The sequence below is a fragment of the Desulfonatronum parangueonense genome, from assembly GCF_054656975.1.
In genome coordinates, this window is sequence record NZ_BAAHXH010000003.1 from 4,633,429 (window position 1) to 4,645,000 (window position 11,572).

Consider the following 11,572-nt stretch of genomic DNA (forward strand, 5'->3'; position numbering starts at 1 on the left):
AATTGCAGTGCGCAGATCAAGAAAACAGACCACGAATAAGTTATTCAAGGAGTAACGTATGGTGTTCAGCTGGTTTCACTTGGCCTTGATCATTTTCCTGCTGGCCGGCGTTCTGTTTGCCGCGGCGCCCCTGTTGGCATCCCGCCTGATTGCTCCCCGATTCAAGGGCGGCGACATCGTCATGCCGTATGAATGCGGCATCCCACCTCAAGGCACCGCATGGACCAGGTTCGGCATCAACTACTACTTTTATGCCTTGATTTTTTTGGCCTTTGAAGTCGACATCCTCTATCTCTTTCCGGTGGCGATCTACTATCCGCATAGCGAAGGCTTCCTGCCGCTGATCAAGCTCTTGATCTTCCTGTTCATTCTCGGAATTTCCGTCATCTATTTCTGGCGCAAAGGGGTGTTCTCATGGCCGAGACGGATTTCGGTTTAAAATATGCCGACCTGGCGGAGGATCGGCCGCCGATCCATTTGGCCCCGGTAGAGAAGATCGTGGACCTTTGCCGGTCCATGTCCCTGTGGCCCATGACCTTCGGCCTGGCATGCTGCGCCATCGAAATGATGGCCGTGGGCATGGCGCGTTTCGATATTGCCCGTTACGGCGCGGAAGTATTCCGGCCTTCACCGAGGCAGTCGGACTTGATGATTGTGGCCGGGACAGTGACGAAAAAGATGGCGCCCGCCGTGGTGCGCCTCTACGAGCAGATGCCAAGTCCGAAATGGGTCATGGCTCTGGGCAACTGTTCCATTTCCGGCGGTCCGTTCAATTTCAAGGGACAATACAATGTTGTTGAGGGCGTGGATCGGATCATCCCCGTGGACATCTATGTTCCGGGATGTCCGCCTCGCCCCGAGGCTTTGCTGGAGGGACTTTTCAAAATCCAGGAAAAAATCACCGGAAAGCGCTGGTGGCCGGAAGCCATGCCCGTGAGCAAGGCCACGGAAGGCATGCCAGGGAGAGAGTAAATGGACGCCGAAGTATTGCATGACATTCCCGTGCTCCGTCTGGAACGATCTTTTCCGGAAAAAACCGGTCTGATGCTTGCGGCATATCTGGCGCCGGAAGATTTGCAGCAGGCAGCGGTCCGGCTCCTTGAGCGGGAATATTTTCTGGAAGACATTTCCATGGTCGAGGTTTCCGAAGGATTTTTCGGCGTCTATCATTTTGACCATTTTGAAACTCCAGGGCGGATTGCTCTGCGTGTACTTGTGGAAAAGGACGCGGCTGCGATTCCTTCCATCTCAGCTATTTATGACGGTGCAGCATGGCATGAACGGGAATGCCGGGATTTTTACGGCGTGACGTTTACAGGCCATGACAACCTGACTCCCTTGCTCCTAGCCGCGGAAGACGAGGATTTGCACCCTCTGCGCAAGGAAACAAAGTCCCTGAAAAAAGTCATGGATTTGATCGAACCCGGAGACGTCCTGCAGGAATCTTCGGGTTTTTCTTTGTTCGCCGATACTTCTGAGCCGGACGCTGATGCGGCGCCGAAGGCTCGAGCAAAGGCAAAGCCGAAACAAACCACTGAGCAGGGGCAACCGGAATAAACAGGCCGACTTGAGATGTTCCTGGCTTGAAACGGCTTCGCTCTTGTTCCGCGGCGCGAAATTAACCGTACAGCAACAGAAGGCACGCCATGACCAGTACCACTCCCGCGGGCCGGTACCATCTTGGAGGAGACTTTTACACGAACCACTTTGAAAAGGGTGGTTCAGAAGACTCCATGATCCTGAACATGGGGCCGCAGCATCCAGCCACCCACGGTGTCCTGCGCGTCATTTTCGAACTCGACGGCGAATACATTCTGCGCACGGAACCCGTTCTGGGCTATCTGCACAGGATGCACGAGAAAATGGGCGAGGAGCATACCTATTATCAGTACATGCCCAACATGGGACGGGTGGACTATCTGCACGCCTTGGCCTGGAACTGGGCCTGGGCCGGAGCGGTGGAGAAACTGGGCGGCATCGAGGTGCCCAGGCGGGCCGAGTTCATCCGGGTGATCACCTGTGAACTGAACCGGATCAGTTCACATCTTTTGTGGTGGGGCGCTTTTCTGCTGGATCTGGGAGCGTTCACGCCGATCATGTACGGTTTCGACGATCGGGAGCGAATTCTGGACATTCTGCAGCGGCCCACAGGTTCGCGCCTGACCTACAGCTACTACCGCCTGGGCGGCGTGGCAGCGGATCTGGACGACGTCACCTTGCGGATGATCAGGGATTTCATTCCCCACCTGCGTTCCCGCCTGCCCATGTACAAGGGACTGGTCACGGGAAACATGATCCTGCGGCACCGACTGGAGGACGTCGGGCACATTCCCGTGGAAATGTGCCGGCGATACGGAGCCACCGGGCCGGTCCTGCGCGGCTCCGGCCTGGCCTACGACGTGCGCCGGGCCGAGCCGTATTCCGTCTATCCCGAGTTGGCTTTCGAGATTCCCACTGACGACAAGTGCGACGGCATGGCCCGGTACAACGTGCGCATGGCCGAGATCGAGCAGAGTTTGAACATCGTCGAGCAGGCTCTGGACAAGCTTCCGGAGGGCGACTTCTGGGCCAAGGACGCTCCCAAGCCGAAATGGAAGGCGCCCAAGGGGGAAGCGTATTTCGCGGTGGAGGGCGCCCGCGGCAAGATCGGCGTGCATGTGATCAGCGACGGCAGCGCCAAACCGTACCGAGTCAAACTGCGCGCGCCGGGATTCTCCAACCTGAGTCTGTTCGCCGAGGCGACCAAGGGCACTTTGCTGGCGGACGCCGTGGCCATTCTGGGCAGCCTTGACCTGGTCATTCCGGAGATCGACAGATGAACATCGAGACGAGCATCCCCTTCGGCATTCCCGTTGAACTTTTCTCCATCTTTCTGGCCCTGGGCCTGCTGGCCGGATTTGTGGGGCTGAACGGCCTGGTTCTGGTCTACCTGGAACGCAAGGTGGCCGGTCACATCCAGCGCCGGCCCGGACCTTACGAAGTCGGTCCCCACGGTCTGCTGCAACCCCTTGCCGATGCCTTGAAGCTGGTGGGCAAGCAATTGATCACCCCCCGAGGGGCGGACAAATGGCTGTTCTGGACCGCGCCGATCATCTCCTTCGCGCCGGTTTTCGTCCTCTTTCTACCCATTCCCTTCAGTCCGTTTCTTACGGCCATGGAGCTGGATCTGGGGCTGCTGCTCATCCTGGCCTTTGCCGGATTGAACGTCCTGGCCCTGTGCATGGCCGGCTGGAGTTCGGAGAACAAGTGGTCGCTGCTGGGGGCGGCCAGGGCCGTCTCCCAGGCCGTGGCCTACGAGATCCCCCTGCTGTTGACCGTCTTGGCCATTGCCTTCATGTACGGCTCCCTGAATCTGTCCACCATTGTTTCAGGGCAGGGCGCCTGGCCCTGGCAGTGGAACATCGTGGTCCAGCCCGTGGCCTTCTTCATCTATTTCGTCTGCGCCTTGGCCGAGACCAACCGCGCGCCCTTTGACCTGCCCGAGGCGGAAAGCGAACTGACCGCGGGCTTCCACACCGAGTATTCCGGCATGGGCTTCGGTATCTTCTTTCTGGCCGAGTACGCGAACATGATCGTGGTCTGCAGCGTGGCCACGGCCTTGTTCCTGGGCGGATGGAACGGTCCCGTGGCTCCCGGAGTGTGGTGGTTTCTGGCCAAGGTCTATCTGCTGCTCCTGGTGATGATGTGGTTTCGCTGGACCTATCCCCGGGTGCGCTTCGACCAGCTGCTGAACCTGAGCTGGAAGTGGCTCCTGCCCCTGGCCCTGATCAACCTCATCGTGACCCTTGTCCTGGTCAAATTGTAGTGGTGAAGCCATGATCATGTTTCGTGAGCTCGGCAAGGCCGCGCAAGGCCTGTGGAGTCTGGTTATCGGCCTGGGAATCACCTTTCGGGCCTTTGTGCGGCCCCAGGTGACCATCCATTATCCGCGGGTCACCGTTGACGACGCCAATCTGCAAACCTTTCACGGCCATGTGGAACTGGTGGCCAAGGATGGCGATCCCCTGACGCCCAAATGCATTTCCTGCGGCATGTGCGCCATGAATTGTCCCAGCGCCTGCCTGACCGTGGTCAAGCAGAAAGCCCCGAAGCCGACTCCCGAGGAAAAGAAAGCCATGGAAGAGGCCGAGGCGCGGGGAGAAAAGGTCAAGAAACCCGCGGCACCCAAGGATCCGGCACAGTTCGTCTACGATTTTTCACTTTGCAGCCTGTGCGGTACCTGCGTGGAAATCTGCCCCGTGGAGTCACTGCGGTTTTCCAACAATATCTATCAGGCTGGATTTGGTCGTCATGATTTCAACCTGGACCTGCTTGCCAGGCTGCGCGAGCAGGGCGGGAAGTCGCTCGGGGTCGCCGTCGGCGCAACCAGTTCAACATCTGATCCAACTCAAGGATAAGCCATGCAATCATTGGCCATTGTCGCCTTCGGCGTCTATGTGGTGATCATTTTGCTTGGGGGATTGATGGCGGTGTTCAGCCGCAACATGGTCCGGGCCTTGGTGGGCCTGATCCTGACCCTGTTCGGGGTGGCGGGCTGTTACCTGCTCATGGCCGCGCCGTTCATGGCCCTGATGCAGATCCTGATCTATGTCGCGGCGGTGAGCATCATGATTTTTTTCGCGATCATGCTGACCAAACCGCCGGTGGGCGCGGAAGAGCATGGGGGGCGCCCCTGGTGGGTGCTGGCCGGTTCCGTGGTCGCAGCCGTGGCTCCGGTGATGCTCATTGCCCGGGTGCTGCGCTGGCAGCCGCTGACATCCTATGAACATCCCCAGGAGATCGTGCTGATGGACCTTGGTCAGACCTTCATCGAACCCTATTTTCTGGCATTCGAACTGATTTCCGTGATTTTGACCGTAGCCATGGCCGGCGCGGTATTGCTGGCTTTTGAAAGGAGACAGGGCAAATGACGGCGCTTTCCATGTTCCAATTGGTCAGCCTGCTTTTGCTGGGGCTGGGGTTGTTCGGGGTGATCTGGCGGCGAACCCTGGTGGGCATGCTCATCAGCGCGGAACTGATGCTCAACGGCGCGGGGCTGAGCATCGTGGCCTCGGGCCAGTTGACCGACGCCTCGGGCACCGTGGCCCATGCCGCGGCCTTGTTCGTGATGGGGTTGGCCGCGGCCGAGGCGGCCCTTGTCCTGGCGATCATCATCGTCGTGGCCAAGCGTTACGGCCACATTGAAAGTGCGCGGCTGCGCACCCTGCGAGGCTAGCCATGCCGGAGATTCTGGTCAGCTCCAAGATTTTGCTTCCCCTGCTCATCACGCTGGTCGCGCCTCTGGGCATCGCCCTGGCAAGGCACAACCCGAACAAGCGGGAAGCTGTCTCCTTTGTCGCGGGCGTCCTGACGTTTCTCACGGTTCTCTCCTTCGTCCCCGACGTCCTGAACGGCAAGATCCAGACCTTCACCCTGTTCACCCTGATCCCCGGGATCACGGTCAAGTTCGGGGTGGACGGCCTGTCCCTGATCTTTGCATTGGTGGCCTCGTTTCTCTGGATCCTGGCCACCAGCTACAACATCGGCTACATGCGCTCCCTGGATGAGCACGCCCAGTCCCGCTACTATTTCTGCTTTGCCGTGGCCATTTTCGGCGCCCTGGGCGTGGCCTTCAGCGCGAACATCTTCACGCTGTACCTGTTCTACGAAATCATCACCCTGTTCACCTACCCCCTGGTCTTTCACCACCAGGACGAGGAAGCCTTTTCCGGAGCCCGCAAGTATCTGGTCTACCTGATGGGCACCTCCAAGCTGTTCCTGCTGCCGGCCATGATCATGACCTACGTGCTCGCGGGCAGCCTGGACTTCAACATGACCGACGTGGTCCACGGGATCTTCCCGGCGGACGCCAACCCCACAGCGGTGACCGTGACCTACGTCCTGTTCATCGCCGGGCTGGCCAAGGCCGCGATCATGCCCCTGCACAACTGGCTGCCTTCGGCCATGGTAGCGCCCACCCCGGTCTCGGCCCTGTTGCACGCCGTGGCCGTGGTCAAGGCGGGGGTGTTCTGCGTCTGCCGGATCATTCTCTCCGCCTTCGGCCTGGAAACCATGGACCTGCTCTATCTGGGCATACCCACGGCCTACCTGGCCGCGTTCACCATTGTCGCCGCCTCGTGCATCGCCCTGACCAAGGACGACCTGAAGGCGCGACTGGCCTATTCCACGGTGAGTCAACTCTCCTACGTCATCCTCGGCGTGGCTCTGCTCACGCCCATGGCCGTCATGGGCGGCGCCACCCACATCGCCCACCATGCCTTTGCCAAGATTACCCTCTTTTTCGGGGCCGGCGCCATCTACGTGGCCACACACCTGAAGAAGATCAGCCAGCTCTCCGGTGTGGGCCGGCGCATGCCCTGGACTTTCGGCGCCTTTTCCCTGGCCGCCCTGAGCATGATCGGCGCACCGCCGGTCTGCGGCTTCGTGACCAAGTGGTATTTGGCCAACGGGGCCCTGCAGGCCGGACAAATCCCGATCCTGGTGGCCCTGCTGGCCAGCACCGTCCTCAATGCCAGCTACTTTGGCCCGATCATCTACAAGGCCTTCTTCGAGTCCCCCGCTCCGGGCATCCGCCTGGACGACTACAAGGAAGCCCCGCTGAGCATGGTCGTGCCCCTGTTCATCACCGCCCTGATCTCCATCTTTCTGGGGCTCTTTCCGGATACTTTCATGGGCTTCATCAAAGTCATGGCCCAGTTCTAGGAGTCGGACATGCAGAATCAGACGGACATCCCCGAAAATGCCCTGATCAAGAAGATGCGCGAGCACGCCGGTCTGTTCAAGCTGCTCTTCTTCGTGGTCCTCGCCGCTCTGGTCGGCCTGAACTTCTTCATCGGCCCCTATGAACTCCATGTGGCCTGGGAAGCCTATCCCGGTTTCTGGGCCGGATTTGGTTTTTTCTTCGCCGTGGTTCTGGCTTTCGTGATGAAACGCATCGTCGCTCCGCTGATCGGAGCCCCCGAGGACATCCATGACTAGCTTCATTCACCCGGCGCTGGCCTTTTTCGGCCTGGCCCTGCTGCTCCTGTTCCTGGCTCCCAAGGTCGCCTGGTGGCGCTGGCTCCTGCCCATAGTGCCCGTACTGGCCATTGTCAGCGTTTTCGCCGCCGGCGCCGGCGACCATTTGCACGTGACCTACCTGGGGCTGGAGCTGAGCCTGGGCCGGGTGGACAGCCTGTCCCTGATCTTTGCCAACATCTTCGCCATCCAGGCCCTGATCGGCTTCATCTACGCCTTTCACCTCCAGGAAATCCGCCACCACGTGGCCGCGGCCACCTATGTGGGCGGGGCCTTCGGCTGTCTTTTCGCCGGCGACTACCTGACCCTGTTCATCTTCTGGGAAGTCATGAGCGTGGCCTCGACCCTTTTGATCTGGTTCAACGCCAAGGACAACCACCGGGCCGTGGGCGCTGGCATCCGTTACTTCCTGATCCACACCATCGGCGGTCTGCTGATGCTGGCCGGAATCCTGCTGCGCTACCAGGTCACGGGCGACTTCGTCTTCACGGCGGTCGATCCGGCCAACGCGGCCTATTACGACTGGCTGATCATGCTCGGCTTCGGCGTGAATGCGGCTTTCGTCATCGTCCATGCCTGGCTGCCCGACGCCTATCCGGAGGCAACCATTCCCGGCGCGGTGTTCATGAGCGCCTTCACCACCAAGACCGCGGTCTACGTTCTGGCCCGGGGCTACCCCGGTTGGGAGTTCCTGGCCTGGATGGGCATCGCCATGTCCCTGTACGGCGTTTTCTACGCGACCATGGAGAACAACGCCCGGCGCATCCTGTCCTATCACATCATGTCCCAGGTGGGGTACATGATCACGGGCATCGGCATCGGCACGGCCCTGGCCCTCAACGGAACCTCGGCCCATGCCTATGCGCACATTCTGTACAAGGGCCTTTTGTTCATGAGCGTGGGCGCGGTGCTCTATTCCGCGGGCACGGCGAAGCTCAACGAACTGGGCGGACTGGCCGGACGCCTGCCCCTGGTCATGCTGGCCTACGTCGTAGCCGGTCTTTCCATCTCCGGGATGCCCGTGTTCAACGGCTTCGTCTCCAAGACCATGACCATTGCCGCGGCCTTCGACGACCACCGGGTCCTGCTGGGCATGCTCATGGAAGTGGCCGCCGTGGGCACCTTCCTTTCCGTTGGCCTGAAGTTGCCCTACTTTGCCTTCTGGGGCGGCAAGCCCGTATATGCCAAGCCGCTCAAGCCCATTCCGGTGAACATGTACATCGCCATGGCCGCCGCGGCTTTTCTGTGCACGGCCCAGGGCCTGTTCCCGGACCTGCTGTACCGGTTCCTGCCCTATCCAGGCTCGGAAGACTTCCAGCCCTGGACCGCCTGGAAGGTCCTCCTGACCCTGCTTCTGCTGGGCTTCACCGGCCTGGGCTTCATGGTCATGCGCAGGGTGCTCACCCCTCATGCCCAGCGCAACCTGGATTTTGAAGTCCTGTACATCGTTCTCGGCCGATACTTCCTGGTCCTGGTCAGCCGCCCCCTGGCCTGGCTGGATTCCATCTGGAGCGAGGTCTACAGACGCATCGGCCTGGTGGGGCTGCTTCTGATGGGCAGAGCCACGTCCTGGTTCGACTGGAAGGGCATCGACTTCGTCCTCGACAATTCCGCCGTGGGAGCGCGCGATACCGGAGGAATCCTGACCACGGCCCAGACCGGCCGCCTTCAGGATTATCTGGCCCTGGCCATCGCCCTGGCCGCGGGGCTGGCGCTGCTGGTCTGGTATCTGGCCTAATGCGGGCTGTGTTCGCAACCCAGTTATCAGTTATCTGTTATCAGTTATCAGGGAAAACCAGATAACAAATAACTGATAACTGATAACTGATAACTGATAACTGATAACTGATAACAAATAACAGATAACAAAAACTGACAACCAACCGCTTCTCCAAAGGTGCCGCGTCATGATTGAAACCGGGTTTCCCGTTCTCAGCGCCCTGATCTTTTTTCCCTTGCTGGCCGCGGTGGGGCTGTTCTTCTTGCGCGATGAGCGAACCATCCGCTTGTACACCCTGATCGTCGGACTGATCGAAATGGGTCTGGCTTTGCCGCTGCTGGGCTTTGACCTGCACACCGCGGCCTTCCAGTTCGTGGAGATCGTACCCTGGGTGCCGGCCTGGAACATGCATTACCATGTGGGCGTGGACGGCATCAGCCTGCTCATGGTGTTGCTGACCGTTCTCCTCTTGCCGCTGTGCGTGCTGTGCTCCTGGAGCTACATCGGCAAACGGGTCAAGGAATTCCACTTTTGTCTTTTGCTGATGATCGGCGCCTGCGTGGGCATCTTCACGGCCCTGGACTTTGTACTCTTCTATATCTTCTGGGAAGCGATGCTCATTCCCATGTTCCTGCTCATCGCAGTCTGGGGCGGGCCCAACCGGCGCTACGCCTCCCTGAAGTTCTTCATCTACACCCTGGCCGGCAGCACGCTCTTTTTGGCGGCCATCGTGGCGTTTTTCGTCAATACCGGCACGTTCTCCATCCCGGAACTGATGAGCCATGAGTACGCCTTCAACTTCCAGTTCTGGACCTTTTTGGCCATGGCCCTGGCCTTTGCCATCAAGGTACCCATGTTCCCGTTCCATACCTGGCTTCCGGCGGCCCACGTGGAAGCGCCCACGGCCGGTTCCGTGCTCCTGGCCTCCATCCTGCTGAAAATGGGCACCTACGGATTCCTGCGCTTCTGCCTGCCCCTGACCCCGGCGGCCAGTGAATTCTTCGCCCCGTTGATGATCACCATTTCCATCGTCTCCATCCTCTACGGCGGCGCCATCGCCCTGGGCCAGCGGGACATGAAGAAGCTGATCGCCTATTCCTCGGTGGCGCACATGGGCTTCGTGACCCTGGGCATCTTCGTTTTCACCATGCGCGGGGTTGAAGGCGCGATTATGCAGATGATCAACCACGGCGTGATCACGGGGGCGCTCTTCATGCTCGTGGGCGCGATCTACGAGCGCAGCCACAGCCGGGAGATCGCGGACAACATGGGCCTGGCCAAATACCTCCCGGCCTACATGTTCTTCTTCGGCCTGTTTGCCATTGCCTCCTTCGGCTTCCCCGGCACCAACGGGTTCGTCTCCGAGGCCCTGGTGCTCATCGGCGTCTTCGAGGCCAGCTACCTCCTGGGCGCGCTGACCATTCCCGGAGTGTTGCTGGCCGCGGCCTACATGCTCCGGCTGGGACTGAAGCTGGCCTGGGGACAGCCGACCCAGGCGCGGACCTGGCACGACCTGAACATTCGCGAATGGGTCTACCTGGCGCCCCTGGCCGTGCTGGTCCTCTACCTGGGGCTGATGCCCGGTCTGGCCCTGCGGACCATCAATCCTTCCGTGGTCCACCTGCTGGACCAGTACGAAAGCCGTAAGACCCTGCACCTGGAAACCTCCCTCCAGCCGCCGCCTCCCGTACTTGCGGCGCGACAACCCGTTTCTTCCGAGTCTCCTTTAACGCGAGGTGACGACCAGTGATCTTTCAAGTCGAGCTGTTCATTCCGGAACTGTATCTGCTGGCCCTGGTCGGCGCGCTTTTCGTCCTGACCGTCGGCCCAGCGTCCTGGCATCGCCTGTTGCGCTACCTGCCCCTGGCCGCGGGCATCGGCATCGGCGTGGCCGCGGTTTCCATGCACCAGTCCGGGCTGATGCTCTACGGCGCCTATCAGGTGGACGCCTTGTCCCAGTTCTTCAAGACGGCCATTTTTCTGGGCTTGGCCGTGACCTGCCTCAACGCCATGAACCAGCCCACCTTGTCCGAAGAGAAGCGCCCGGACTATTTTCTGTTCCTGGCCCTGAGCGCACTGGGCCTGATGCTGCTCTCCAGCGCCGTGGAACTGGTGACCATCTTCCTGGCCCTGGAACTGGCCTCCTACAGCCTCTACGCCCTGATTCCCCTGCGAGCCAAGGAGCCCGCGGCCGCCGAGGCCGGCATCAAGTACATCCTTTTCGGCGCGGTGGTCACGGCCCTGGCCATGTACGGGCTGTCCTACATCCTGGGCGCGCAGCACACGACCTATCTGAGTGAACTGGCGACCAAGTCCTGGACATGGTCCGAGTCCCCGGCCGCGATGATCGGCATCACCCTGTTCATGGGCGCGTTGTTCTACAAGCTGGCCCTGTTTCCCCTGCATTTCTGGTGTCCGGACGTCTACGAGGGCGCGTCCAACGAGACCGCGGCCTTCGTGGCCACACTGCCCAAGCTGGGCGCAGTGGTGGTTCTGGTGCGCATGGCCACGCTTCTGGACCCGGGCATGGAAGTGACCATGCTCCTGGCGGTCCTGGCCGCCGTGTCCATGACTTTCGGCAACCTGTCCGCCCTGGTCCAGACGGATCTCAAGCGCCTCTTGGGCTATTCCTCGGTCTCCCACGCCGGGTACGTGATGCTGGGCATCGTGGCCGGCACTCCCGCTGGCTTGGCCGCCGCGGCGTTCTACGCCGTGGTCTATCTGCTGATGAACCTGGCCTGCTTCTGGGTGATCTGCCGGATTTCAACGGACGGGCGCAACCTCAAGCTGGACGACCTGAACGGCCTCTACAAGCGTTCCCCCGGCCTGGCCCTG

13 protein-coding genes (1 of these 13 cut by a window edge) are annotated in these 11,572 nt (G+C 60.4%); all 13 read left to right on the plus strand.

Annotated features, from left to right (window positions below):
• The first annotated feature begins 58 nt into the window (after positions 1–58).
• Positions 59–439, plus strand: coding sequence for an NADH-quinone oxidoreductase subunit A (locus tag ACYQ15_RS20805; RefSeq protein ID WP_459939386.1), 381 nt, complete (start codon positions 59–61; stop codon positions 437–439).
• The gene (locus tag ACYQ15_RS20810; protein ID WP_459939387.1) at positions 415–972 is read left to right on the plus strand and encodes an NADH-quinone oxidoreductase subunit B; all 558 of its coding nucleotides are present in this window, start codon (positions 415–417) and stop codon (positions 970–972) included. Before ACYQ15_RS20805 ends, ACYQ15_RS20810 begins: the two co-directional genes overlap by 25 nt.
• On the plus strand, positions 973–1,557 hold the full coding sequence (locus ACYQ15_RS20815; protein WP_459939388.1) for an NADH-quinone oxidoreductase subunit C: 585 nt from the start codon (positions 973–975) through the stop codon (positions 1,555–1,557). It abuts the gene before it with no gap.
• An 89-nt stretch (positions 1,558–1,646) separates the two neighbouring features.
• Positions 1,647–2,819 carry an NADH-quinone oxidoreductase subunit D gene (locus tag ACYQ15_RS20820; protein WP_459939389.1) on the plus strand — a complete coding sequence of 391 codons (1,173 nt, stop codon included), beginning with the start codon at positions 1,647–1,649 and terminating at the stop codon, positions 2,817–2,819.
• On the plus strand, positions 2,816–3,805 hold the full coding sequence (gene nuoH / locus ACYQ15_RS20825; protein WP_459939390.1) for an NADH-quinone oxidoreductase subunit NuoH: 990 nt from the start codon (positions 2,816–2,818) through the stop codon (positions 3,803–3,805). Before ACYQ15_RS20820 ends, nuoH begins: the two co-directional genes overlap by 4 nt.
• Before the next feature lie 10 nt (positions 3,806–3,815).
• On the plus strand, positions 3,816–4,397 hold the full coding sequence (locus ACYQ15_RS20830; protein ID WP_459939391.1) for a 4Fe-4S binding protein: 582 nt from the start codon (positions 3,816–3,818) through the stop codon (positions 4,395–4,397).
• A gap of 3 nt (positions 4,398–4,400) precedes the next feature.
• A complete protein-coding gene (locus ACYQ15_RS20835; RefSeq protein WP_459939392.1) occupies positions 4,401–4,910 on the plus strand; it encodes an NADH-quinone oxidoreductase subunit J family protein in 510 nt (169 codons plus the stop codon).
• Positions 4,907–5,215, plus strand: coding sequence for an NADH-quinone oxidoreductase subunit NuoK (nuoK, locus tag ACYQ15_RS20840; RefSeq protein ID WP_459939393.1), 309 nt, complete (start codon positions 4,907–4,909; stop codon positions 5,213–5,215). Before ACYQ15_RS20835 ends, nuoK begins: the two co-directional genes overlap by 4 nt.
• A 2-nt stretch (positions 5,216–5,217) precedes the next feature.
• Positions 5,218–6,702, plus strand: a complete 1,485-nt coding sequence (locus ACYQ15_RS20845; RefSeq protein ID WP_459939394.1) for a monovalent cation/H+ antiporter subunit D family protein — start codon at positions 5,218–5,220, stop codon at positions 6,700–6,702.
• Between the two features lie 9 nt (positions 6,703–6,711).
• On the plus strand, positions 6,712–6,978 hold the full coding sequence (locus ACYQ15_RS20850; protein ID WP_459939395.1) for a hypothetical protein: 267 nt from the start codon (positions 6,712–6,714) through the stop codon (positions 6,976–6,978).
• Positions 6,971–8,755 carry a Na(+)/H(+) antiporter subunit D gene (locus tag ACYQ15_RS20855; RefSeq protein ID WP_459939396.1) on the plus strand — a complete coding sequence of 595 codons (1,785 nt, stop codon included), beginning with the start codon at positions 6,971–6,973 and terminating at the stop codon, positions 8,753–8,755. The genes ACYQ15_RS20850 and ACYQ15_RS20855 overlap by 8 nt, the downstream gene beginning before the upstream one ends.
• A gap of 169 nt (positions 8,756–8,924) precedes the next feature.
• The gene (locus tag ACYQ15_RS20860) at positions 8,925–10,487 is read left to right on the plus strand and encodes a complex I subunit 4 family protein (protein ID WP_459939397.1); all 1,563 of its coding nucleotides are present in this window, start codon (positions 8,925–8,927) and stop codon (positions 10,485–10,487) included.
• Positions 10,484–11,572 carry the 5' portion of an NADH-quinone oxidoreductase subunit N gene (locus ACYQ15_RS20865; protein ID WP_459939398.1) on the plus strand. 327 nt of this gene lie beyond the right edge of the window, so the window shows 1,089 of its 1,416 coding nt (coding positions 1–1,089); it begins with the start codon at positions 10,484–10,486; the stop codon falls past the right edge of the window. Before ACYQ15_RS20860 ends, ACYQ15_RS20865 begins: the two co-directional genes overlap by 4 nt.

Bases quoted from the DNA above. Each gene is read 5' to 3' on its own strand.
- ACYQ15_RS20815 (WP_459939388.1), top strand. From the start codon at position 973: ATGGACGCCGAAGTATTGCATGACATTCCCGTGCTCCGTCTGGAACGA.
- nuoK (WP_459939393.1), top strand. From the start codon at position 4,907: ATGACGGCGCTTTCCATGTTCCAATTGGTCAGCCTGCTTTTGCTGGGG.
- ACYQ15_RS20855 (WP_459939396.1), top strand. From the start codon at position 6,971: ATGACTAGCTTCATTCACCCGGCGCTGGCCTTTTTCGGCCTGGCCCTG.
- ACYQ15_RS20845 (WP_459939394.1), top strand. From the start codon at position 5,218: ATGCCGGAGATTCTGGTCAGCTCCAAGATTTTGCTTCCCCTGCTCATC.
- ACYQ15_RS20830 (WP_459939391.1), top strand. From the start codon at position 3,816: ATGATCATGTTTCGTGAGCTCGGCAAGGCCGCGCAAGGCCTGTGGAGT.
- ACYQ15_RS20850 (WP_459939395.1), top strand. From the start codon at position 6,712: ATGCAGAATCAGACGGACATCCCCGAAAATGCCCTGATCAAGAAGATG.
- ACYQ15_RS20835 (WP_459939392.1), top strand. From the start codon at position 4,401: ATGCAATCATTGGCCATTGTCGCCTTCGGCGTCTATGTGGTGATCATT.
- nuoH (WP_459939390.1), top strand. From the start codon at position 2,816: ATGAACATCGAGACGAGCATCCCCTTCGGCATTCCCGTTGAACTTTTC.
- ACYQ15_RS20805 (WP_459939386.1), top strand. From the start codon at position 59: ATGGTGTTCAGCTGGTTTCACTTGGCCTTGATCATTTTCCTGCTGGCC.
- ACYQ15_RS20820 (WP_459939389.1), top strand. From the start codon at position 1,647: ATGACCAGTACCACTCCCGCGGGCCGGTACCATCTTGGAGGAGACTTT.
- ACYQ15_RS20860 (WP_459939397.1), top strand. From the start codon at position 8,925: ATGATTGAAACCGGGTTTCCCGTTCTCAGCGCCCTGATCTTTTTTCCC.
- ACYQ15_RS20810 (WP_459939387.1), top strand. From the start codon at position 415: ATGGCCGAGACGGATTTCGGTTTAAAATATGCCGACCTGGCGGAGGAT.